At 72.0% G+C, this 23726-nt stretch carries 20 protein-coding genes; 9 read left to right on the top strand and 11 right to left on the bottom strand.

Features of this window, described 5'->3' with window-relative positions; translation table 11 throughout:
* Positions 1-62: 62 nt before the first annotated feature.
* Positions 63-1316, bottom strand: a complete 1254-nt coding sequence (locus tag P8R59_RS03100; RefSeq protein ID WP_278102672.1) for a D-arabinono-1,4-lactone oxidase — start codon at positions 1314-1316, stop codon at positions 63-65.
* A 43-nt stretch (positions 1317-1359) separates the two neighbouring features.
* Complete coding sequence (locus P8R59_RS03095; RefSeq protein ID WP_278102671.1) at positions 1360-2517, bottom strand: ROK family transcriptional regulator; 1158 nt, start codon at positions 2515-2517, stop codon at positions 1360-1362.
* 323 nt (positions 2518-2840) lie between these two features.
* Here P8R59_RS03095 and P8R59_RS03090 point away from each other — a divergent pair, with 323 nt between their 5' ends.
* Positions 2841-3326, top strand: a complete 486-nt coding sequence (locus tag P8R59_RS03090; RefSeq protein WP_278102670.1) for a glutathione peroxidase — start codon at positions 2841-2843, stop codon at positions 3324-3326.
* Positions 3327-3426: 100 nt separating this feature from the next.
* Positions 3427-4323 carry an esterase/lipase family protein gene (locus P8R59_RS03085; protein WP_278102669.1) on the top strand — a complete coding sequence of 299 codons (897 nt, stop codon included), beginning with the start codon at positions 3427-3429 and terminating at the stop codon, positions 4321-4323.
* Between the two features lie 10 nt (positions 4324-4333).
* Here the strand turns inward: P8R59_RS03085 and P8R59_RS03080 are convergent, their stop codons facing one another.
* Both P8R59_RS03080 and P8R59_RS03075 read right to left on the bottom strand, forming a co-directional pair.
* Entirely contained in the window at positions 4334-4747 is a 414-nt protein-coding gene (locus P8R59_RS03080; RefSeq protein WP_278102668.1) for a PIN domain-containing protein, read from the bottom strand.
* Positions 4744-4950, bottom strand: a complete 207-nt coding sequence (locus P8R59_RS03075; protein ID WP_278102667.1) for a type II toxin-antitoxin system VapB family antitoxin — start codon at positions 4948-4950, stop codon at positions 4744-4746. The genes P8R59_RS03080 and P8R59_RS03075 overlap by 4 nt, the downstream gene beginning before the upstream one ends.
* Positions 4951-5100: 150 nt before the next feature.
* Here P8R59_RS03075 and xylA point away from each other — a divergent pair, with 150 nt between their 5' ends.
* From xylA to P8R59_RS03060, 3 genes are all read left to right on the top strand, one after another.
* Positions 5101-6288 (top strand): xylose isomerase, encoded by a 1188-nt coding sequence (gene xylA / locus P8R59_RS03070; protein WP_278102666.1) that lies wholly within the window; start codon positions 5101-5103, stop codon positions 6286-6288.
* 147 nt (positions 6289-6435) lie between these two features.
* Positions 6436-7827: a xylulokinase gene (gene xylB / locus P8R59_RS03065; RefSeq protein ID WP_278102665.1), complete on the top strand. Its 1392-nt coding sequence runs from the start codon at positions 6436-6438 to the stop codon at positions 7825-7827.
* Between the two features lie 50 nt (positions 7828-7877).
* The gene (locus P8R59_RS03060) at positions 7878-8846 is read left to right on the top strand and encodes a LacI family DNA-binding transcriptional regulator (RefSeq protein WP_278102664.1); all 969 of its coding nucleotides are present in this window, start codon (positions 7878-7880) and stop codon (positions 8844-8846) included.
* Positions 8847-9062: 216 nt separating this feature from the next.
* Here P8R59_RS03060 and P8R59_RS03055 read toward each other — a convergent pair whose 3' ends face one another.
* A complete protein-coding gene (locus tag P8R59_RS03055) occupies positions 9063-9629 on the bottom strand; it encodes an AAA family ATPase (RefSeq protein ID WP_278102663.1) in 567 nt (188 codons plus the stop codon).
* Positions 9630-9893: 264 nt separating this feature from the next.
* Here P8R59_RS03055 and P8R59_RS03050 point away from each other — a divergent pair, with 264 nt between their 5' ends.
* From P8R59_RS03050 to araA, 3 genes are read left to right on the top strand one after another with little or no spacing between them, the layout of a single operon-like run.
* On the top strand, positions 9894-10610 hold the full coding sequence (locus P8R59_RS03050) for an L-ribulose-5-phosphate 4-epimerase (protein ID WP_278102662.1): 717 nt from the start codon (positions 9894-9896) through the stop codon (positions 10608-10610).
* Positions 10607-12178 carry a xylulokinase gene (locus tag P8R59_RS03045; RefSeq protein WP_278102661.1) on the top strand — a complete coding sequence of 524 codons (1572 nt, stop codon included), beginning with the start codon at positions 10607-10609 and terminating at the stop codon, positions 12176-12178. The genes P8R59_RS03050 and P8R59_RS03045 overlap by 4 nt, the downstream gene beginning before the upstream one ends.
* Positions 12179-12198: 20 nt before the next feature.
* Positions 12199-13710: an L-arabinose isomerase gene (araA, locus tag P8R59_RS03040; protein WP_278102660.1), complete on the top strand. Its 1512-nt coding sequence runs from the start codon at positions 12199-12201 to the stop codon at positions 13708-13710.
* Positions 13711-14289: 579 nt separating this feature from the next.
* Here araA and P8R59_RS03035 read toward each other — a convergent pair.
* The 6 genes from P8R59_RS03035 to P8R59_RS03010 form a co-directional block, all read right to left on the bottom strand.
* Positions 14290-14805 carry a hypothetical protein gene (locus tag P8R59_RS03035; protein WP_278102659.1) on the bottom strand — a complete coding sequence of 172 codons (516 nt, stop codon included), beginning with the start codon at positions 14803-14805 and terminating at the stop codon, positions 14290-14292.
* Positions 14806-14826: 21 nt separating this feature from the next.
* Positions 14827-16299: a deoxyguanosinetriphosphate triphosphohydrolase family protein gene (locus P8R59_RS03030; protein WP_278102658.1), complete on the bottom strand. Its 1473-nt coding sequence runs from the start codon at positions 16297-16299 to the stop codon at positions 14827-14829.
* Positions 16300-16740: 441 nt separating this feature from the next.
* On the bottom strand, positions 16741-19041 hold the full coding sequence (locus P8R59_RS03025) for a beta-glucosidase family protein (RefSeq protein WP_278102657.1): 2301 nt from the start codon (positions 19039-19041) through the stop codon (positions 16741-16743).
* Positions 19042-19046: 5 nt separating this feature from the next.
* Positions 19047-19928, bottom strand: a complete 882-nt coding sequence (locus tag P8R59_RS03020) for a carbohydrate ABC transporter permease (protein ID WP_278102656.1) — start codon at positions 19926-19928, stop codon at positions 19047-19049.
* Positions 19925-20947 carry a carbohydrate ABC transporter permease gene (locus P8R59_RS03015; RefSeq protein WP_077052506.1) on the bottom strand — a complete coding sequence of 341 codons (1023 nt, stop codon included), beginning with the start codon at positions 20945-20947 and terminating at the stop codon, positions 19925-19927. The genes P8R59_RS03020 and P8R59_RS03015 overlap by 4 nt, the downstream gene beginning before the upstream one ends.
* 10 nt (positions 20948-20957) lie before the next feature.
* Positions 20958-22244 carry an extracellular solute-binding protein gene (locus P8R59_RS03010; RefSeq protein ID WP_278102655.1) on the bottom strand — a complete coding sequence of 429 codons (1287 nt, stop codon included), beginning with the start codon at positions 22242-22244 and terminating at the stop codon, positions 20958-20960.
* 173 nt (positions 22245-22417) lie between these two features.
* Here P8R59_RS03010 and P8R59_RS03005 point away from each other — a divergent pair, with 173 nt between their 5' ends.
* Entirely contained in the window at positions 22418-23419 is a 1002-nt protein-coding gene (locus tag P8R59_RS03005; protein ID WP_077052504.1) for a LacI family DNA-binding transcriptional regulator, read from the top strand.
* Positions 23420-23726 lie beyond the last annotated feature (307 nt).

Below are 23726 nucleotides of genomic sequence, written 5' to 3'. Positions count from 1 at the left end.
CCCGATGTGCCTCCGCACCGGTGCCCGCGGTCACCCGGTCGTGCGTCGAACCGCCCGCGTCCTCACAGCCCGAGCGTGCGCTCCAGGAACGCATTGCGGAAGACGCCCCGCGGGTCGGTCTCCCGCGCCGCGGCCAGGAAATCCTCGACGTGCGGGAGGGTCGCGCGGATCGTCTCCCCGGGCATCGTGAACGCCTTGCCCCAGTGAGGGCGGGCGTCGAAGGGGGCCAGCGCGGCCTCGATGGCGGGCAGCACCGCCGCGACCCCGGCGTTGTCGTTGCGCCACGTGAAGTGGATCGCGAGGACGTCGCGCCGGTATGCGGGGCTGAGCCACAGGTCGTCGGCCGCGACGGTCCGCAGCTCCGTCACGAGCAGCACCGGATCGATGTCGGATGCCACGGCCCGCACCGCCGCGAGCGCGTCCGCCGCGGCATCCAGGGGGACGAAGTACTCGGACTGGATCTCGTCGCCGTCGCTGGGCAGGGCTTCGGCGCGGAAGTGGGGGAGGCGGGTGTGCCACGGGCCGGGCGTCCCGCGCTCGGTCGTGTTGCCCACGGTGCGGATGCGACCGAGGTGCAGGTCGTCGCCGATCGGGCGGCCGCCCAGGTCGGTCACGTAGCCGGCTTCGGGATCGGCATCCGTCGTCTTGACCCAGACGAGATCGTGGGCGGGGTCGCCCCACGTCGTGAAGACGCTGACGCTGTACGCGCTCGCGAACAGACGCCGCGGGTCGGCCACGATGTCGTCCCACGCGACGCCCGTGTAGGCCTCGGCCGTCACGGTGTAGGTCGGGACGGTGCGGAGCTCCACGGCCGTCATGACACCGAAGGCGCCGAGACCGAGCGCGGCCGCCGGGAACCACGGGTGCTCGCCGTGGACGAAGTGGTGGTCGCCGGCGGCATCCATGATCTCCAGGGCGGTCACGGCGCTCGAGAGGTTGCCGTTGCGGGTGCCGGAGCCGTGGGTGCCGGTCGCGGCGGCGCCGGCGACGGAGATGTGGGGGAGCGAGCCGAGGTTGTGGAGGGCGCGCCCCTCGGCCTCGAGCACGGGTGCGAGCTGCGCGAACGTCACCAGCCCCTCGACGCGGACGCGCTCGCCGTCGACCTCGATCCGCGCGGGCAGGTTCTCGAGCGAGATCAACGACCCGTCGGTGTCGCCGACATCGGTGAACGTGTGGCGGGTGGCCTGGACGCGGAGCGAATCCGCGGCCGAGACCGCCGCCGCGAGCTCGTCGAGGTCTGTGGGCAGCAGTGTCTCGGCGGCGCGGTAGCGGTGGTTCCCCGACCAGTTCGTGCCGGAGGAGCGGGTGAGCGTCATGCGGTCCATCCTGCCGCGCGAGGACCGCGCCCGGGCCCGCGGGTCAGGGAGTCGGGAAGAGCTCCGCCTCGAACACCGCCTCGGCCGCCCCCACGAGCAGGCGGTTCTCGCCCAGCGCGGCGACGCGCAGCCGCAGGTCCTCGGCGCACGCGGGCATGGTCTGCGCGCGCACCGCGGCGTCGAGGCCGTCGAGGTCGAGCGCCGCCAGCGTCGCGAGGAAGCCGCCCAGCACGATCACCGCGGGGTTGAGGACGTTCGCGGCGTTCGCGAGCGCCGTGGCGAGGATGCGCCGCTGCCGTGCCGTCTCGGCGTGCGCTCCCGGATCGTCGGTGGATGCCAGGGCCTCGGCGAGCACCGAGTCGTCGACCGCGTCGAGGTGCAGAGCCGCGAGGAGCCGCGCGCGGCTCACCTCGTCCTCGAGCACACCGTCCGCAGCGCGGCGGTCGGCGGCATCCACGATCCCCGGACGGTTCTGCCCGAACTCGCCCGCGTAGCCCCCGGCCCCGCCGAGTGGTGTCCCGCCGACGATGACGGCGCCGCCGATGCCGCTCGCCCCGCCGTTGAGGTACACGACGTCGTGCGCGCCGCGGGCGGCGCCGAAGAGGTACTCCGCCAGCGCGCCGAGGGCGGCGTCGTTGCCCACGCGGGCCGGCAGCCCCGTCGCTTCCGTGACGAGGGTGCCGATCGCGGCATCCGTCCACTCCAGGTGCGGGGCGGTGCGGACGAGGCCGTCGGCGGCGCGCACCGGCCCCGGGACGGCGACGCCCACCCCGACCGTACGGCGTCCGCGCAAGGGGCCGTCGGCCCACGCGGCCAGGCGTTCGCCGACGAGCTCGGCGGTGCGCTCGGGGGTCAGCAGCCCGGTCTGCGGGAGGCGTTCGCGCGCGACCGCCGTGCCGTCGAGGGCGAACGCTCCGATGTCGAGCGCGTCGACCTCGGGGTTCACGCCGATCGCGACCACGCGCGGATCCGGGGAGACGGTCGGCGAGGGGCGGCCGACGCGGCCGACCGGGTCGGGGGCGCGCTCGACGACGAGGCCGTCACCCACGAGCTCGCCCACGAGGTCGGCGATCGTCGAGCGGTTCAGACCCGTCGCCTCGGTCAGTGCGGCGCGCGAGCGCGGACCCTCGCGGTGCACGGTGCGCAGCACGAGCGCGAGGTTCGCGCGGCGCATGCCGTCGCCCCTGCTCGCGGTGACCATCCGACCACTGTGCCACGGCGGCGGGGTCCGTGCGGGGAGCGGCCCCGCGTGCGCCCATCGCCCGTCGTTGCGACAAAGGCCGCGGCGCGCTGTGCCGTCCCCCGCCGCCGCGACAGGGGCCGCGGCGCGCGGTGCCGCCCCGTCGCCCCCCCCGCATCCGCCCCGCCCCCGCCGCCGCCGCATCCGCCGTCGCCGCATCCGCCGTCGAGTTCGCCAAAAACGCGATCCGCGGCCATAAACGCGACGGCAGCGCGTTTCTGCGCGCGGATCGCGTTTATGGGGAATCGAAGCCCACCCATAGCGCCCGGTGCCAAGATCGGAGCATGGACCTGTCCGGCATCCCGATCACCACCATCCGTGGCGAGCAGACCACCTTCGGTGCCCTCACCGAGGGCAAGGCGGCGCTCGTCGTCAACGTCGCCTCGCGCTGCGGCCTCGCGCCGCAGTACGAAGCGCTCGAAGCTCTGCACAAGAAGTACGCCGACCGCGGGTTCACGGTGATCGGCTTCCCCAGCAACCAGTTCCTGCAGGAGCTCAGCGACGAAGAGAAGATCGCCGAGTACTGCTCGGTGACGTGGGGCGTGACCTTCCCGATGTCCGAGAAGGTCAAGGTCAACGGGCGCAGCGCCCACCCGCTCTACCAGGAGCTCACGCGGACCCCGGATGCCGAGGGCAAGAAGGGCCGCATCTCGTGGAACTTCGAGAAGTTCGTCGTCTTCCCCGACGGCCGCGTCGTCCGCTTCAGCCCGCGCACCCTGCCCGACGCCCCCGAGGTCGTCTCCGCGATCGAAGAGGCGCTGCCGCACTGACGCGCGTTGACCGAGTGTCCAAGACACGCCGCATCGACGACGGTGCGGACGGCGTGTCTTGGACACTCAACGCGGATGCGCGGCTCGATAGCCTGAGCGCATGACCGATGCCGTCGTCCTCGTCTCCGGCGGCGCCGCCGTCACCCCGTACACCGACCCGCAGCACGCGGCTGCGACCGGCCTGGCGGCGGGCAACACGATGACCGCCCTCCGCGCGCACTTCCTCGCCCGTGGCATCCGGGTCTTCACGGCTCCCGCCCGCATCGGTACGGGGGAGGTGCGGGAGGATGCCGGATGGCAGGGCTTCTCGGACGTTCCCGTCGTCCTGCCCGCCGGGGTCACGATCAACGCCGTCGGCCGCGTCGACGACGCCGGTGTCGCGCTCGCCGGGTTCCTCCGGCATCTCGCCGCCGAGGAGGACGTCGCCAGCGTCGCGCTCGTCGGCCACTCGATGGGCGGGCTGTTCTCGCGCGCGGCGATCCGCGAGCTGGGCGGCGACGGTCCGCTCGTGGAGCGTCTCGTCACGCTCGGAACCCCGTGGGACGGGTCGGTGCTCGGCGACCTGCTCGACGACGAGATCACCGAGGCCGACGCCCACGGCGACCCGGCGACGCTGCAGATCTTCGCCGAGGCGCGTCCGTATGCGGATGCCAACTCCCAGGGCGCCGCGGCCGAGGTGTCGCGGCGATTCCTCCGCGGTTGGAACGACGCGCAGGCGGGTGTGCTCGACGGCATCCCCGTGACCGCGATCGGCGCCGGCTACTTCGCCGCGGCGGCCGATCCGGTGCAGCTGTGGCCGCACGACGGCCTCGTGTCGATGACCAGTGGACGCGCGGACGAGGTGCCCGCCGCGGTGCTGCCCGAGGTCGACCGGCACTCGTTCCCCGACCACGTGCACAGCATCTTCTTCGCCGAGGGATTCGGTCTCCCGTGGGAGCGGGCGCTGACGTGGGGCCCCGAGGTGTTCGCCGTGGTGGACGGAGCGCTCGGACTCTGACGCGGGGGCGTCAGAACGTCGAGGAGACGAACTCGTGAGCGAGGTCGCTCACAGCGGCGATGTGGTCGAAGTCGTGGTCGGCGCTGAGGATGGTCGCCTCGTTGGCGATCGCGTACGCGGCGATCAGGATGTCCACCGCGCCCGCCGCACGCACGAGGCCGGCATTCCAGAGTGCGGATTGGATGCCGACGGCGAGTGACTCGTCGGGCGCGCGTTCGAGGGGGAAGCCGAGCGACATCTGCTCGAGGTAGTGCGCGTGCTCCTCGGGCGTACGGGCGCTGTGGCAGAACTCCAACACCTGGGGAGGGCACGTGACGAAGAGGTCCGACGGTGAGCGAGCGATCTTGTCGAGCCGCGTCCGGATGGCGGGGTCGCCCGAAGCCAAGCGTGCCCAGACCGATTTGTCGACCAGGTAGTCCGTCACGGGGTCGGGGCGGTGACGGGCGAGTCCAGTTCGGCTTCGAGGTCGGTGAGGCCGGCGATTCCGGCGATCATCGCGTCCTTCTGCTTCGATGCGATGAGGCGACGGAGAGCGAGGTCCAGGACCGCGCGGTTGGAAGGCTCGCCGGTGAGGATGCGCGCGCGTTCGATGAGTCGTGGATCCAGATCGACGCTGGTGAGTGCCATGGGAAGCCCCCTTCGATATATAAGTCAGTATATGCCCCGAGCGGCCCGCCGTGGGGCTGGACGCCGTGGCATCCGGGGTATATGTTGTGAGAACCAACAAAACCTCGTGCGGCGGCGAACCACCGTGCGCATCCATGCGAAGGAGCAGGAATGCCCACCCCCACCCGTGACGACAAGTTCTCGTTCGGCCTCTGGACCGTCGGCTACAACGGCACCGACCCGTTCGGCGGCCCCACGCGCAAGCCGCTCGATGTCGTCCACGTCGTCGAGAAGCTCGCCGAGCTCGGCGCATACGGCCTGACGTTCCACGACGACGACCTCTTCGCCTTCGGCTCCACCGACGCCGAGCGCCAGACGCAGATCGACCGCCTGAAGGGCGCGATGGATGCCACGGGCATCATCACCCCGATGGTCACCACCAACCTCTTCTCGGCCCCGGTCTTCAAGGACGGCGGCTTCACCTCCAACGACCGCCAGGTGCGCCGCTTCGCACTCCGCAAGGTGCTGCGCAACCTCGACCTCGCCGCCGAGCTCGGCGCGAAGACGTTCGTGATGTGGGGTGGCCGCGAGGGCGCCGAGTACGACTCCGCGAAGGACATCCGCCAGGCGCTCGAGCGCTACCGCGAGGCCGTCAACCTCCTCGGCGACTACGTCACCGACAAGGGCTACGACATCCGCTTCGCCATCGAGCCGAAGCCCAACGAGCCGCGCGGCGACATCCTGCTGCCGACCCTCGGCCACGCGATCGCGTTCATCGATTCGCTCGAGCGCCCCGAGCTCGTCGGCCTCAACCCCGAGGTCGGGCACGAGCAGATGGCCGGCCTGAACTTCGCCGCGGGCATCGCGCAGGCGCTGTACCACGGCAAGCTCTTCCACATCGACCTCAACGGACAGCGCGGCATCAAGTACGACCAGGACCTCGTGTTCGGTCACGGCGACCTGCACAACGCGTTCGCCCTCGTCCACCTGCTCGAGAACGGCGGCCCCGGCGGCGTTCCCGCGTACGACGGTCCCCGCCACTTCGACTACAAGCCCTCGCGCACCGAGGACGAGTCGGGCGTGTGGGACTCGGTCTCGGCCAACATGAACACCTACCTCCTGCTCAAGGAGCGGGCCGCGGCGTTCCGCGCCGACCCCGAGGTGCAGGAGGCTCTGGAGGCTGCGAAGGTCCTCGAGCTCGCGCAGCCGACCCTGAACGAGGGCGAGTCGTACGACGACCTGCTCGCCGACCGCTCGGCCTACGAGGACTTCGACACCGACGCCTACCTCGGCGGCAAGGGCTTCGGCTTCGTCCGTCTGCAGCAGCTCGCGACCGAGCACCTGCTCGGCGCACGCTGATCCCGGGAGGGGCCTGGATGCCACGGCATCCGGGCCCCTCTTTCCGTCAAGTGTCCAAGACACGCCGCATCGCCCCCGCGCGAGTCGGCGTGTCTTGGACACTGAACGGGATGCCGCACCGCTGCGGCGCGAACAGAGGGAGTGGGCATGGCGCTCGTCATGGGAGTCGATTCGTCGACGCAGTCGTGCAAGGTCGTCGTGGTCGACGCCGAAACCGGGCGGGTGGTCCGCGAGGGGCGCGCGTCGCATCCGGCCGGAACGTCGGTCGATCCCGAGGCGTGGTGGATCGCGCTCCAGGATGCCATCGCGCAGGCGGGCGGCCTCGACGACGTAGCGGCGGTCTCGATCGCGGGCCAGCAGCACGGCATGGTCGCGCTCGACGCGGAGGGGCGTGTCATCCGCGACGCGCTGCTGTGGAACGACACCCGCTCGGCGCAGGCCGCGGCCGACCTCATCGCCGAGGTCGGCGCGGAGACGTACGCGGAACGCACGGGCGTGGTGCCCGTGGCATCCTTCACGGCCACGAAGCTCCGGTGGCTGCGGGACGCCGAACCCGACAACGCCGCGCGCGTGGCCGCGGTGGCGCTGCCGCACGATTGGCTGACGTGGCGGCTCCGCGGCTTCGGTCCGGGTAACGCCGACTTCGCCGAGCTGACGACCGACCGCTCGGATGCCTCGGGCACCGCCTACTGGGGCGCCGACGGCTACGACCGCGAGCTGCTCGTGCGCGCTCTGGGGCACGACGCGGTGCTGCCCCGCGTGCTCGAGCCGTGGGAGAGCGCGGGGAGACTCGCCGGTGGCGCGCTGGTCGGTCCGGGAGCCGGGGACAACGCCGGTGCCGCGCTCGGTCTGGGGGCGGGGGTCGGCGATGTCGTGGTGTCACTGGGTACCTCCGGCACCGTCTTCGCCGTCACCGATCATGTCGTCCGCGACACCTCCGGTGCCGTCGCCGGATTCGCGGATGCCACGGGCCGATTCCTGCCGCTCGTGGCGACGCTCAACGCCGCCCGCGTGCTCGACGCGTTCGCCGGCCTCCTCGGCGTCTCGCACGACGAGCTCGGTGCGCTCGCGCTGCAGGCCGAGCCGGGCGCCGACGGCGTGGTGCTCGTGCCGTGGTTCGAGGGGGAGCGCACGCCCAACCTGCCGCACGCGCAGGCATCGCTGACGGGCCTGACCCTGGCATCCACGACCCGGCCGAACTTCGCCCGCGCGGCGATCGAGGGGATGCTGAGCGGCCTGGCCGTGGGGCTCGAGGCGATCCAGGCGCAGGGCGTCGAGGTGCGCCGCGTGCTGCTCATCGGTGGGGCCGCCGCGAACGAGGCCGTCGCGCGGATCGCCGCGCAGGTGTTCGACGCCGAGATCGTCGTCCCGGCCGCGGGGGAGTACGTCGCACTCGGTGCGGCGCGCCAGGCCGCGGGCGTGCTCGCCGGCGGTCCGGTGGACTGGACGGTCGCGACGGCCCGCGCCGTCGACCCGGACTTCCGGCCCGCGATCCGCGCCCGGTACGACGAGGTCGCCGCGCTCCGCGCGCGGGAGTAGGCCGCGGGAAGAGGTTTCGGGGCGGGTGCGCGCCGCTACTGTGAAGGACCATGAGCGGCGACGGCGGGATCAGGCGCACGGGCATGCGCGACGTCGCCGACGCCGCCGGCGTTTCGACGCAGACCGTCTCGCGGGTGCTGAACGGGTATCCCGGCATCCGGGATGCCACCCGCGAACGCGTGCTCGCGGCGGTCGCCGCCCTCGACTACCGCGTCAACAACGCCGCGCGCGCCCTCGGCACGAGCCTCACCCGGACCGTCGGGGTCGTGGCATCCGATGCCGTCCTGCACGGGCCGTCGGCGGGCATCGCGGCGCTCGAGCGGGCCGCGCGGGTGCGGGGTCGGTGGATCTCGACCGCGTACACCGACTCCGACGACCCGGCCGACATCGACGCCGCCGTCCGTCACCTGCTCGACCAGGGGGTCGATGGGATCGTGCTCGTCGCGGCGCACCGAGCCACTCCTCTCGAGGGGTACGACGTGCCGATCGTGCCGCTGTACGGCGAGCGGGGGATCCGCCAACGCCACGCGGCCGCCCTCGTCGTGGATCATCTCGCCGACCTCGGACATCGCCGCATCGTCGAGGTCGCCGGTCCGGCGGACTGGCGCGAAGCCCTCGCCCGCACGGCCGGCGTGGCCGACGCCGTGACGCGCCGCGACCTTTCGCGGGAGGGGCGCGTCGAGGGGGACTGGAGCGCGGCGTCCGGTGCGGCCGCCGCCGCCGCGGTCGCCGCGCACGTGCGCGCCGGCGCCACCGCGGTGGCCGTCGCCAACGACCAGATGGCCCTCGGACTCATGGCGGGGCTCGCCGCGCGGGGGCTCAAGGTTCCTGCCGACGTCGCCGTCGCCGGTTTCGACGACAACCCGGATGCCGCCTTCTACGCGCCCTCGCTCACCACGGTGCGCCTCGACGTCGAGGGCGAGGCCGCGGAGGCCGTGGCGACCGTGCTCGGCGAGGACGCCGCTCCTCCGGCGGATCCGGTTCTGGTCCCGCGGGCGTCGACCGCTGTACCGCGCTGACGCTCGGGCTCGCGCCACCGGGGTCGGCCGTGCCGCGGGCGAAACTCCTGAGATTCCGCATCGCCGCAGCGCGAACGCCGCGGAAGAGCGCGCAACTGCCCGCTCGGAGGTCGACATCTCGGGAGTTCGGCCCGCGCTCGACCACCGCCGGAGCCCGGGGCCGGTCGCTGGGGAGGTGGCCACCCCGGGTTGCTTCGGCCGGATTCGAGCCCGTCCTCAGCGCACCGATGCCGCGAGCGGGCCCGACAGCCAGCGCTCCACCTCGCGCGTCGAGCGCAGCCGCACGATCGGCAGCTCGGGGCGCTGGGCCGCGACGGCGGGGAGGCGTTCCCGGTACTTCCCGCGCGTGGAGATCGACCAGCGGACGATGTGCTCAGGGTCGGTGAAGAACGTGTGCAGCGGCGGCTCGATGTTCCCGTTCCACAGGGGCTCGCGGCCGAGGCGGCGGCGGAGCGTGCGGACGATGACGCGGGGGAGCGTGACCGTCACGAAGGGCAGGTCGAGCCACACCAGCAGATCCGCGCGCGCCGTCAGGAGGGGCCTGGCATCCGAGTACTGCCACTCCGTCACCCAGGTATCGCTGTCGACGAAGGCGTGGACGTCCGGGAGGAACGTGAGCCGCGGCGTCCAGTCGGGGCCGTGGTACAGCGCGTCGATCTCGATGTGCGGAGCGCCGGTGACGGCCGAAATGCGTCGCGACAGTGTCGTCTTGCCGACCCCCGAAACCCCGGCGACCGCGATCCGCCGCGGGCGGTGCGGGAGGGAGTCGTCGAAGCCGAGCACCCGCCGATGCTACGCGGGCTGCGCCGGTCCGGTCCCGCGCCCCGGCCGGCTCGGCCGTGCCCCGTGCGAAACTCCGGAGATTTCGCACCCTCCGCCTACGTGCCCCGCGGAAAACCGCGGACGGGCCCGCCCGCCCGCTCGAAATCTCCGGAGTTCGGCACGCGCGCGGGCCGAGACTGCGACATCCACCTCTCGCGAACGAGCGATGTTACCGGTAACATATGACGCGCAACCCGCCACCGACAGAGTCGAAGGAGACCCCGCGTGTCCGATGCCGTCACGTTCACGCCCGAGGTGCAGGAGGCGATCGACGCCGTCCGCGCCGACGTCGCGAAACTGCACGCCGAGCTCGTGCGCTACAACCTCATCGTCTGGACCGGCGGCAACGTCTCGGGTCGTGTCCCCGGGGCCGACCTGTTCGTCATCAAGCCCTCGGGCGTCTCGTACGACGACCTCGCCCCCGAGAACATGATCCTCTGCGACCTCGACGGCACCGCGATCCCCGGCATCCCCGGCTCCGAGCGCAGCCCCTCCAGCGACACCGCGGCGCACGCCTACGTGTACCGCAACATGCCCGAGGTCGGCGGCGTCGTGCACACGCACTCCACCTACGGCGTCGCGTGGGCGGCCCGCGGCGAAGAGATCCCCTGCGTCATCACGGCGATGGCCGACGAGTTCGGCGGCCCCATCCCCGTCGGCCCGTTCGCGATCATCGGCGACGACTCGATCGGCCGCGGCATCGTCGAGACCCTGCGCGGCCACCGCTCGCGCGGAGTGATCATGCAGAACCACGGCCCCTTCACGATCGGCACGAACGCCAAGGATGCCGTGAAGGCCGCCGTCATGCTCGAGGACGTCGCCCGCACCGTGCACATCGCGCGCGAGGCCGGCCCCCTCATCCCGATCCCGCAGGACAAGATCGACGCCCTCTACAACCGCTACCAGAACGTCTACGGACAGAGCACGGACGACCGCCGATGAACGCCCTGATCACCGACGGCCGCGCCTCGCTCGGCATCGAGCTCGGCTCCACCCGCATCAAGGCGTGCCTCATCGGCTCCGACGCCGAGGTGCTCGCGACGGGCTCCCACGAGTGGGAGAACGTCTACGCCGACAAGCTGTGGACCTACTCGCTGGATGCCGTGTGGGCGGGCCTCCGCGCCGCGTACGCCGAGCTCGTCGCCGACGTGCAGCAGAAGCACGGCGTCACCCCCGAGCGGTACGCCGCGATGGGCGTGTCGGCGATGATGCACGGCTACCTCGCGTTCGACGCCGACGGGGAGCTGCTCGCCCCCTTCCGCACCTGGCGCAACACCAACACCGGTGTCGCCGCGGCCGAGCTCACCGGGCTCCTGGGCGTGAACATCCCGCTCCGCTGGTCGATCGCGCACCTGCATCAGGCGGTCGTGGATGCCGAGCCCCACGTGCCCGAGATCCGCTTCCTCACCACACTGGCCGGGTACGTCCACTGGAAGCTCACCGGCGAGAAGGTGCTGGGCGTCGGCGACGCGTCGGGCGTGTTCCCGACCGACTCCGCCACCCGTGACTACGACGCCGACCTCGTCGCGCGCTATGACGGCCTCGCCGCCGGACGCGTCCCCGCGCTCGCCGATCTGCTGCCCGAGGTGCTCGTCGCGGGTGCCGCGGCCGGCAGCCTGACCGACGACGGGGCACGGCTCCTCGACCCGACCGGAACCCTGCGTCCCGGCATCCCGTTCGCCCCGCCCGAGGGCGACGCCGGAACGGGCATGGTCGCCACGGGTGCGGTCGCGCCGCGCACGGGCAACGTCAGCGCCGGCACGAGCATCTTCGCGATGGTCGTGCTCGAGCGGCCGCTCAGCGAGGTCCACCACGAGCTCGACCTCGTGACGACGCCCTCGGGCGACGCCGTGGCGATGGTGCACTGCAACAACGGCGCGAGCGAGCTGGCGGCGTGGGCGAACGTGTTCACCGCGTTCTCAGCCGCGGCCGGCGTGACGCAGACCCCGGATGCCACCTACGCGGCGCTCTTCGCCGCGGCGCTGGAGGGCGAGGCCGACGCCGGCGGGCTGCTGGCCTACAACCACCTCGCGGGGGAGCCGATCGCGGGGCTCGACGAGGGGCGCCCGCTGGTCGTCCGCACCCCCGACAGCCGCCTGACGCTGCCGAACTTCATGCGCGCGCAGCTGTACGGCGTCTTCGGGACGCTCGCGCTCGGCATGGACGTCCTCCACCGCGAGGGCGTCGGCCTCGATAAGATGTACGCGCACGGCGGCATGTTCCGAACCGCCGGGGTCGCGCAGCGCTTCCTCGCGGCGGCGCTCGACGCGCCCGTCGCCGTCGCCGAGACCGCGTCGGAGGGCGGGGCGTGGGGCATGGCCGTGCTCGCGGCGTACGTCGCCGACGGCGCCGGCCGCGACCTCGACACCTACCTCGCCGAGGCCGTCTTCGCCGACGCGCCGATCACCACCGCCGACCCCGATCCGGCCGACGTCGCCGGATTCTCGGCCTACCTCGACCGTTACCGCGCAGGCCTCGCCGTCGAGGCGACCGCCGTGGCATCCCTCTGATCACCCGAAAAGGAACAGTCATGACCCGCACGAAGCTCAAGAACGACCTCGACGGCTACGAGGTCTGGTTCGTCACCGGCAGCCAGAACCTCTACGGCGAGGAGACCCTGAAGCAGGTCGCCGAGCAGTCGCAGGCCGTCGTCGAGGGCCTCGCCGGCCTCCCGGTGAAGGTCGTCTGGAAGCCCGTGCTGAAGGACTCCGACAGCATCCGTCGCATGGCCCTCGAGGTCAACGGCCGCGACGACGTCATCGGCGTCATCGCGTGGATGCACACCTTCAGCCCCGCGAAGATGTGGATCGCAGGGCTCGACGCGCTGCAGAAGCCCCTGCTGCACCTGCACACGCAGGCCAACGTCGAGCTGCCGTGGAACGACATCGACTTCGACTTCATGAACCTGAACCAGGCCGCCCATGGCGACCGCGAGTTCGGCTACATCCAGACGCGACTCGGAGTCGCCCGCAAGACCGTGGTCGGCCACGTGTCCAACCCCGCCGTCCGCCGGCAGATCGAGGACTGGGAGCGCGCCGCCGCCGGCTGGACCGCCGCTCGCACCCTCAAGCTCGCGCGGTTCGGCGACAACATGCGCTTCGTCGCCGTCACCGAGGGCGACAAGACCGAGGCCGAGCTGCGCTTCGGCGTGCAGGTCAACACGTGGGGCGTCAACGAGCTCGTCGAGGCCGTCGAGCAGGCGACGGATGCCGACATCGACGCGCTCGTGCAGGAGTACATCGACAGCTACGACGTCGTGGAGGAGCTCCTCCCCGGCGGGGCGCGCCACCAGTCGCTGCGCGACGGCGCCGCGATCGAGCTGGGCCTGCGCTCGTTCCTGGAGGAGGGCGGCTTCGGCGCCTTCACCACCTCGTTCGAAGACCTCGGTGCGCTCAAGCAGCTCCCGGGTCTCGCGGTGCAGCGCCTCATGGCCGAGGGCTACGGCTTCGGCGCCGAGGGCGACTGGAAGACGGCGATCCTCGTGCGCGTCGCGAACGTCATGGGCGCGGGTCTCCCCGGTGGCGCGTCTCTCATGGAGGACTACACCTACGACCTCGTCCCCGGCAACGAGCGCATCCTCGGCGCCCACATGCTCGAGGTGTCGCCGTCGCTCACGACGAAGAAGCCGCGCCTCGAGATCCACGAGCTCGGCATCGGCGGCAAGGACGACCCGGTGCGCCTGGTCTTCACAGCCGATCCGGGTCCGGCGCTCGTCGTCGCGATGAGCGACATGCGCGACCGTTTCCGGCTCGTGGCCAACGTCGTCGAGAACGTCGACGCCCCCGACCTGCCGAAGCTCCCCGTCGGCCGCGCCGTCTGGAAGCCGGCGCCGGACTTCGCGACCTCGGCCGGCTGCTGGCTCGCCGCCGGTGCCGCCCACCACACCGTCATGACGACGGCCGTGGGCATCGAGGTGTTCCGCGACTTCGCCGAGATCGCCAAGACCGAGCTCGTCGTCATCGACGACGACACCACGGTCCGCGGCTTCCAGAGCGAACTGCGCTGGAACCAGGCGTACTACCGCCTGGCCCAGGGCCTCTGATCCCCGCCGCCCCGGGCGCCCTTCGCCGGCCCCGGGGCGGTGCGGCACGTACGCGTCCCGTTCGGGGCGCGTCCCGTGCTCCGGTTCTCCGGCGCACGAACCGTGCCCCGGGTCCGCGTCGGTGGTGGGACGCCCGCGGATCCGGGGCATTCGTGCGTCCGGGGGTCTCGTCCCACTTACGGCGGGGCGTGTCCCGAAAGGTGCGGTTCTGGGCTGCCGTGGGCAGCACGAAGTGGGACATGGGCGCCGCGCGGGCGGCGCCGGGCGGATGCCGTGGCATCCCCGACCTCGTCCCACTTACGGCGGGGCGTGTCCCGAAAGGTGCGGTTCTGGGCTGCCGTGAGTCGCACGAAGTGGGACATGGATGCCGATCATGCGGCGGTGGGCGGGACGTGTCCCCCCTTGTGCGGCTTTGGGGGCGCGGCTTCGCACGAAGTGGGACATGGATGCCGTGGCATCCCCGACCTCGTCCCACTTCTGGCCGGGCGTGTCCCGAAATGTGCGGTTCTGGGCTGCCGTTGGCAGCACGAAGTGGGACATGGATGCCGTGCGGGCGGCGGAGCGACGGGCGGTCAGGCGTCAGCGGGGCATGACCGTGCTGTGCCAATAGGCGGCGGTCTGGCTGCCCTGACGGATGATCGCGTCGGCGCGCGGGTCGTCGTCGGGCCACAGGCACAGCTCGTAGCGGTCCGGCGCCGGCTCGTCCTCCAGCACGGTGTCGACGTCCCTTCCCGCCTGCATCGCCGTCGCCGACCACCGCGCCCGGTAGCTGCGAAGCGGGAGCGAGATCTCCTCCCCGTCGTGGAAGGCGACGAGCATCAGGACGGATTCGGTCGGACGGAAGGAGACGCCCACGATGTCCTCCGCGTCGCCGAGGGGCGGTGGCTCGTCGACGACGACGACCCGCAGGGGTACCGCTCCGGTGTGCAGCCCGGTGCGCATGCTCAGGATGCCGGGGAGCGCGGCGCCGCAGAGGCCGTTCGCCTGACCCTGGAAGGGATCGAGGTCCGCGAGCTCGTCGAATCGCCCCTCGGGGTAAAGCCAGATGAAGCCGTAGTGCACGTGCATCGGCCGGTCGAAGATCACGGTCTCCACGGGTCCTCCTCCTGTGGCCGGTTACAGCCGCTGGCCCAGCGACCACAGGCGGTCGGCGCGGCCGGAGATCGCCTCCGACAGCGTGAACGCCTGGGCGTCGGTGAGGGATGCCACGTAGTCCACGATTCCGCGGGAGCGCGCGAGCGTCTCGGCCTCCGCATCCGTGGGGCGACGTTCGGCGGGAAGCGCGGCGTACTGCTCACGGGCGAGAGCGATGAGCTCGCGCAGGCGACGCGGGGTGCGCGCACGGTCGAGGTCGTCGTCGAGCCACTCGCCGAGCGCCCGCACGGAGCGCGCGAGGATGCGGCTCATGCCGCGCTGCTGGATCGCGAGGTCGGGGCGGCTCAGGACGAACCGCTTGTGCACGAACTTCAGCACCTCGACGTGGTGCCACGCCCACGGCGACAGCGCGACCGGCCCCGACCGCGGGGTGTCGAGCGGGCGGAGCTGCGCGGAATCCTGGAATCGGCGGATCCACCGGTCGGTGAACGACGCCAGACGTCGCTCGGCCGTCAGCGACCCGTCGAACGGTCGCGCGAGCAGGTCGGTGACGAGCTCGGCATCCACGTCGCTCACCGCGGCGAGGAACGCCTCGTCGTCCGCGACCCAGGGGTCGTCGCGGCGCATCTTGCGGCGCAGGCGCTCGAGCGCGGCCCCGGGCACGAGCTCGGCGCGCACCTCGGCGTCGTCACGGGTGCGCCACTCCAGAACGTCGTCGAGCCAGCCGCGGAACTCCGCCGCGATCGGCGCGTGGTCGAGGATCCCGGCGCGGTAGAAGTCGTCGACGTCGTGCACCGAGTACGCGATGTCGTCGGCGAGGTCCATGACGGCGCCCTCGATCGTCTGGCGGAGGGGCTCGGCATCCATCCCCTCCCGCGCGTGGGCGAGATCGTCGGCGTCGATGTCGTACACGGAGTACTTGTGCACCCGGTACGCGCCGTCCGGAGCGCGACGGATGCCACGGGGCGGGCCGATCCGCTCGATCTCAGCCGCGGACACCGACGGCGACCAGGGGTACTTCGCCGACGCGGCACGCACCGCGGCGGTGAGATTCAGCCCGCGCGGAGCGTTCTCGACGACGTCGAGCGCGGTGAGGATGCGGTACGTCTGGGCGTTGCCCTCGAAGCCGTCGGTCAGGCCCAGCTCGGTGCGGGCGAGGCGGTCGAGCGTCGTCTCGCCGAGGTGCCCGAACGGCGGGTGGCCGAGGTCGTGCGCGTAGGCCGCGGCCTCGACGACCGTGGGGTTGCAGACGTCTCGGCCGGCGCGGGTGTTCAGCTGCAGCGCGACGACGCGGGCGATCGCGCTGACCTTGAGCGAGTGCGTGAGGCGGTTGTGCACCGGAGCGCCCGAGATCGAGGGCGACACCACCTGCGTCACGGCCGAGAGCCGCGAGAAGTACGGCGAGAACTGGATCCGCTCCAGGTCGATCGACCACGGGTCGGCACCCTCGGTCTCGCGTTCGTCGTACACGCGGGAGGCGGTGGGGAGCGTCATCCGTCCACGCTATCCGGCGCGGGCCTCGCTCGCTTTCGGTCGAGTGTCCAGGACACGCCGCTCGGGCGGGGCCGCTCACGGCGTGTCTTGGACACTCGGGCGTGGCGGGGGCGATGCCGGGGCGATGCCGGGGCGTTCAGTGTCCAAGACACGCGGATGCCGCGCCGTGCGGTCCGCGTGTCTTGGACACCGAAGCGCGGCAGGGGCGTTTCCCGCAGAGCCGCTGTCCGCGGCACCCGCTTCCGGTCCCCGGTCAAGGTCGAGTGTCCAAGACACGCCGCGTTGGCGAGGCGGCCAACGGCGTGTCTTGGACACTGAGCTTCCCGCGGACGCCCCATCCCGTACCCGTGCCGCCCGAGGCGTTCGGTGTCCGAGACACGCGGATGCCGACGGACGCGGTCCGCGTGTCTTGGACACTCAACGGGAGGAGGAACCCCGCGGTCAGCCCCGGCGCAGCTCGACGCCGACGATCCGCTCGTCGTCGGGACGCAGCTCGTACGTCGCACCCGTGAGCCGCACGGTCGCGGCCTCGTCGACCTCGGCGCACGACGGCCCCACGCGCAGCTCCACCTCGCCGGGTTCGACGATTCGGCGGAGCGTCCGGTCGCTGTACGCCAGGCGGGATGCCGGGATCGTGAACCGCACCTCGGCGGTCTCGCCGGGCTCCAGCTCCACGCGGGCGTACGCCACGAGCTGCGCGACCGGCCGGGTCACGCTCGCGACCGCGCGGTGCGCGTACACCTGCACGACATCGGCTCCGCGGACGGATCCCGTGTTCGTCACCCGCACCGACGCCGCGAAGGCATCGCCCGCGCGCACCTCGGCGTCGACGGCCAGGCCCTCGCGGACGAACGTCGTGTACGACAGCCCGAACCCGAAAGGCCGCACGGGCGTCGGATCGGCGCTGGTGATCTCGGTGGCGCCGCCGAGGATGGGGTGCAGGTACGAGTACGGCTGCGCACCGGCCGAGCGGGGGATCGAGACGGGCAGCCGCCCCGAGGGCGTGGCATCCCCGGCCAGCAGCGCGGCCAGCGCGGGCCCGCCCTCCTCACCCGGGAAGAACGCCTGCACGACCGCGGCGGGTCCGGACGCGGAGTCCAGCGCCCACCCGAGCGCGTACGGACGTCCGGTGAGCAGCACCATCACGACGGGGGTGCCGGTGGCGACGACCTCCTCGACGAGCCGGCGCTGGAGCCCCGGCAGCTCGAGGGAATCGGCGTCGTTGCCCTCGCCGACGGTGCCGCGGCCGAAGAGCCCGGCGCGGTCGCCCACGACGACCACGGCGACGTCGGCCGACCGGGCGAGCTCGACCGCGGCGGGGATGCCGTCGGCATCCGTCCCCTCGACCGTGACCCCGTCGGCCCGCACCACGTCGCGGAATCGCGCCGCGAGCGACTCCCGCACCGTGGGGATCTCGAAGCCCATCGGGAAGTCGGGGTGGTGGGCGAGCACGTGGTTCGCGAACGAGTAGCAGCCCATGAGCGCCTCGGCGCTGTCGCCGTTGGGCCCGATGACCGCGATGCGTCCGGGCTCGGCGGACAGCGGCAGCACCCCGTCGTTACGCAGTAGGACGGCGCTCTCGAGCGCGAGCCGGTACGCCAGAGCGCGATGCTCCGCGTCGTCGAGGTCGACACTCCGCGGGGGCGTGGAGAAGTCGGCATCCAGGAGTCCCAGGTCCTCCTTCTCCGCCAGCAGGCGCGCGACGGCCCGGTCGATCACGGCCTCGGGAAGGTCCCCGGATGCCACCCGCGCGGCCAGGTGCGGGAAGGCGTCGGCGCCGGGGAGCTCGACGTCGATCCCGGCCTCGAGCGCGATCTGCGCGGCCTCGCCGGGAGTTGCGGCGACCCCGTGCATCGAGCGGAGGAAGTCCACGGCGAAGTAGTCCGACACGACGGTGCCGTCGAAGCCCCAGCGTCGGCGCAGCAGGTCGGTGAGCAGGTCGGCGGATGCGGCGACGGGCACACCGTCGATCTCGGCGTACGAGTTCATCACCGAGCGCACCCCGCCGTCGCGGACCGCCATCTCGAACGGCGGCAGGAACACGTCCTGCAGCTCGCGGGGACCCGCGTGCACGGGGGCGTGGTTGCGTCCGGCTTGCGAGCCCGAGTACCCGACGAAGTGCTTGAGCGTCGCGTGCACCCCGGCGGACTGCAGCCCCCGGACGTACGCGGTGCCGATCGTGCCGACGACGTACGGGTCCTCGGCGATGCACTCATCGACCCGCCCCCACCGCGGGTCGCGCACGACATCGAGCACGGGCGCGAGGCCTTGGTGCACGCCGACGTCGCGCATCGAACGTCCGATGGCGGATGCCACGAGCTCGACGGTCTCGGGATCGAACGACGCGCCCCACGCGAGCGGGGTGGGGAAGGTCGCAGCCTTCCACGCCGCGAAACCGGTGAGGCACTCCTCGTGCACGAGCGCCGGGATACCCAGGCGCGTCTCCGTCTGGAGGCGCCGTTGCTCGCCCCACAGCCATTCGGCGCGCTCGATCGGGTCGACGGGCCGGGTGCCGTAGACGCGCGTCAGGTGGCCGAGGCCGTGGACCGTGGCATCCGCGTAGCCGGTCGAGGTGACCTTCTCGCCGGAGAGGGGGGCGACGACCTCGTCGCCCTGGTCGACCCAGTAGCCGACGAGCTGCGCGAGCTTCTCGTCGAGCGTCATCTCGGCGACGAGCGACTGCACCCGCTCCGAGACGCCGGGGACCTCCGGTGCGCCGACGTCGGTCTTGTGGATGGTCATGCGGATCAGCCCTTCACAGCGCCGGTCAGGCCGCCGACGATCCGTCGCTCGAACAGGCTGAAGAACACCAGAGCGGGGATCATCGACAGCGAAGTGAACGCGAGCACGCGCGCGGTGTCGACGGAGTACTGCGACGCGAACGCCTGCGTCCCGAGGGGCAGGGTGTACGCCGCTTCGTTGTTGAGGATGAACAGCGGGAGCATGTACGAGTTCCAGCTGTTGACGAAGGCGAGGATGCCGACGGTCACGACGGCGGGGACGGCGAGCGGCAGCACCATGCGCCAGAAGAACCCGAGCCGGCCGAGCCCGTCGATCGACGCGGCCTCCTGCAGCTCGCGGGGGATCGCCGAGAGGAACGGCGACAGGATGATCACCGTGATCGGCAGCGCGAACGCGATCTGCGGGACGATCACTCCCGCGAGGGAGTTCATGAGCCCGAGGTTGCGGACGAGGATGTACAGCGGCGTGATCGCGACGGTCATGGGGAACATCAGCCCCGCGGTGAACAGCGCGTAGATCGCGCCGCGTCCGCGGAAGCTGTAGCGCGAGAGCGCGTACGCGGCCATGAGTCCGAGCGCGACCACGAACAGGGTCGTGGCGATCGCCGCGATGGTGGAGTTGGCGACCTGGCCCCAGAAGGTGCCGCTCGCGAGCACCTCGGTGTAGTTCTCCCAGTTCCAGCGCGTGGGGAACCCGGCCGGGTCGACGGTGATCTCGGAGTTCGAGCGGAAGCCGCCGAGGATGATGTAGATCACCGGCCCGAGCATCAGCGCGATGAGCACGAGCGCGATGAAGCCGACGACCACCGACGAGAAGCGGCTCGAGCCGGCGGGACGACGCGGCGTCTTCGCCGCGCGCGGGGCGACGAGGGTGGCGGTGGCGGTCATTTGGTGCCTCCCGTGAGGGCGCCGGCGGTGTCGCGGCGGAGCACGAAGCGTTGATACATCAGCGCGACGGCGAGCGAGATGAGGAACATGACCACGGCCACCGCGCTGCCGTAGCCGAAGCTGCCGGCGTTGCGGCCGTTGGCCACCATGTACGTGGCCATGGTCGAGGTGCCGGCGGTCGAGGCGACGTACTGGCCCCAGATGATCCACACGAGGTCGAACAGCTGCAGCGACCCGATGATCGACAGGAACGCCCAGATGCGGATCGTGGGTCCCATGAGCGGCAGCACGATGTGGCGCTGGATCTGCCAGTACGACGCACCGTCGATGGCGGCGGCCTCCGACAGCTCCTCGGGGATGCCCTGGAGTCCGGCGAGGAAGAGGATGACGGCGAAGCCGATGTACTTCCACGTGATGATGATGAGGAGCGTCCAGATCGCGAGCGCCGGGTCGGAGATCCAGTCGGCGCGGAGCGCCCCGAGACCGATCTTGTCGAGGGCGCCGTTCAGCGCCCCACCGGACTGCAGCATGAGGCCCCAGCCGAGGCCGACGACGACCTCGGAGATGACGTACGGCACGAAGATCAGCACGCGGATGAGCGACTGGAACCGCATCTTGCGGTTCAGCAGCAGCGCGAGACCGAGGGCGAGCGGCCCCTGCAGGACGAGCGAGCCGACGACGATGAAGGCGTTGTGGCCGAGGGCCTCGTGGAAGGCCGGGTCGGTGAGGATCGTGACGTAGTTGCGGATGCCGACGAACTCCGTCGGCGTGCCGAAGCCCGACCAGCTGTAGAAGCCGTAGAAGGCCGCCAGGGCCACCGGCAGGATGACGAACGAGACGAACACCACCAGGGCGGGGCCCAGGAGGATCGCCAGTTCCCCGCGGATCCGCCAGTTCTCGCGGCGCCGCCGCACGGGCGACCGCCCGGCCGAGGAGGAGCGGGGAGCTCCGTCCTCGGCCAGGCGGCGACCGGCGGCGTCGTCCGACGCGGTGGCGACGGGGTGACGCACGGTGGTCATGTCGGTGTCCTCAGGAGCGTGCGGCGGCGGCGTTGACGGCGTCGACGATGCCCTGCGGGCTGCCCTTGCCGGCGAACAGGTCGACGACCGCGACGTTCAGCGCGTTGCCGACGTTCTGGCCGTACAGCGTGTCGAGCCAGACCGAGACGTACGGCGCCTTCGCGTAGGCCTCGAGGACCGACTGCAGGGCGGGGGTGGTGACGGCATCCGTCGCCTCGGAGGAGGCGGGGAGCGTCTGGAAGGCCTTCGCGTAGGCCTCCTGGTTCTCCTTGTTGACGAGGAAGTTCAGGAAGTCGGTGCACTGCGCGGGGGCGTTGACCCAGCACGAGTACCCGTCGACGCCGCCCATCATGGCGCCGGGCTCGCCGTCGCCACCGGGAACCTCGGGGAAGGGGAACCAGCCGAGGTCGGCGAGCGGCTGCTGGTCGGGGGTGAGCGAGGCGATCACGCCCGGGTCCCACGCGCCCATGAGCTCCATCGCGGCCTGGTGGTTGGCCAGGAGTCCGGCAGACGACCCCGCGCCCTGCTGCGCGGCGGTGGTCAGGAAGCCGTCGTTGAACGGCTCGGTCTTCAGGAACGACTCCAGGTCCTCGCCGGCCTTCAGCCAGCACGGGTCGTCGAAGCTGCGGCTGGCCGCGGCGGAGTCGAGGACGTCCTTCGTGCAGGCGCGGAGCGCGAAGTTGTAGTACCAGTGCGCGGCGGGCCAGGCGTCCTTCGCGCCGACGGCGATCGGGGCGACCCCGGTCGCCTTGATCTTGGTGTTGGCGGCCTCCAGCTCGTCGATCGTCGTCGGCGCGGTCGTGACACCGGCCGCGGTCAGCAGGTCCTGCGACGTGAAGATGCCCGAGGGGAGCACCGCCACCGGCATCCCGTAGTTCTTCCCGTCGATCTCGAACGCCGACAGCGACGAGCCGAGTGCGGTCTTGGCATCCGCGGACACCTTGTCGGTGAGGTCCATGACCTGGCCGGCCTTGACGATGTCGGCGAGCTTGCCGCCGCCGCGGGCCATGAACAGGTCGGGGGCGTCGCCGGAGTTCAGTGCGGTCTGGAGCTTGCCGTCCATCTCCTCGTTCTGCACCGCCTGGATCTCGATCGTGACCCCGGGGTTGGCCGCCTCGAAGGCTGCGGCGGTGTCCTCCCAGTACTTCTTGCCGTCGCCGGTGGTGGAGTTGTGCCAGAGGGTGAGGGTGACGCTGCCGTCGGCGTTCTGTCCGCCACCGCCGGCGGCGCAACCGCCGAGGGCGAGGGTGCCGGCGACCGCGAGGGCCGAGGCGGCGAGGAGTTTCCTCGTGTTCATGTGATTTCCCGTTTCTCTTCGTCGAGGTGCGTCCCGTGCGGGAGGCTCCGGTTGTCGGCATCGGTGCCGGTCGTTCACGTCCGGGTGTGCGGCCCGGGTGGCAGCAGTGTCACCTGGACGCACGACGTCGTCAAACGTTTTCGAAAATGATTTCCACGCTAGGGTCGGATGCCATGACCCGGCGTGTCACCATCCACGACGTCGCCGCGGCGGCCGGCGTCTCGGTCGCCACGGTGTCCAAGGCCGTCAACGGCCGCTACGGCGTGTCGCCCGAGACGGTCAGCCGCGTCCTCGACGCGGTCCGCGCCCTCGGCTACGAGTCCAGCCTCGTCGCCAGCAGCATGCGCTCGCGCAGGACGGGGGTGATCGGCGTGCTCGTGGCCGACATCGAGCCGTTCTCGGCCGAGATCCTCAAGGGCGTCGGGGGAGCGCTCTCGGGCACGGGGTACGACCTGCTCGCGTACACCGGTGCGCGGCGCGACGGCGAGGGGTGGGAGCGCCGTTCGCTCAGCCGCCTGAGCGGCACGCTCATCGACGCCGCGATCCTCGTGACCCCGACGGTCGTCAACGTCGCCGCCGAGGTGCCCATCGTCGCGATCGACCCGCACACCGGCCGCGCCGACCTGCCGACGGTCGAGTCCGACAGCTTCACCGGCGCGCAGCAGGCCGTCCACCATCTCGTGCAGCTCGGCCACCGCCGCATCGGTTTCATCGCGGGGCGCCCCGATCTGCGGTCGGCGGTCGCCCGTGCCTCGGGGTACCGCGAGGCGCTGTCGGCCGCCGGCATCCCGTTCGATCCGGCCCTCGTGGGGCAGGGGCACTACGAGCAGGACGTCGCCCGCGAGGCCGCGCACGCGATGCTCGCCCTGCCCGACCCGCCCACCGCAGTCTTCGCCGCGAACGACCTCTCGGCGCTTTCGATCGTGGAGGTGGCGGCCGCCCGCGGGTTGCGCGTGCCGGACGACCTGTCCGTCGTCGGGTTCGACGACGTGCCCGAGGCCGCGCGGGCGCAGCCGCCGCTGACGACGGTGCGTCAGCCGATGAAGATCCTCGGCGCCGAAGCCGTGCGGATGGTCCTGGCGCTCCTCGCCGGCGAGGAGCTCCCCGAGACCCACCTGCAGCTCGCGACGCGCCTCGTCGCCCGCGGGACGACGGCCCCGCCGCCGCGGCGCTGACCGCGCCGTCGGTGCCGCGCGGTGCGCGGCGCCCCGTCCCACGTTGAGTGTCCAAGACACGCCGTTGGGCACCGGGTGCATACGGCGTGTCTTGGACACTGAGCGGGCGATGGAGCCGCTGCCGGCGCCCCTGCCCCGTCCCCGCTCCGTTCCTGGGTTCAGTGTCCAAGACACGCGGATGCCGAGCGGCCCTGTCCGCGTGTCTTGGACACTCAACCCCTGGCGCGGCGGAGCGGGGCGGAGCGGAGCGGGCGGAGCGGCGCGGGCCGGGCCGGGCAGCGCGGGGCGGCACGGGCGGAGCGGCGCG

It is taken from the genome of Microbacterium proteolyticum, from assembly GCF_029639405.1.
In the GTDB taxonomy this organism is placed as follows: domain Bacteria; phylum Actinomycetota; class Actinomycetes; order Actinomycetales; family Microbacteriaceae; genus Microbacterium.
Note: the sequence above shows the minus strand (reverse complement) of the source record. Positions and strands in the feature narration are given on the sequence as shown.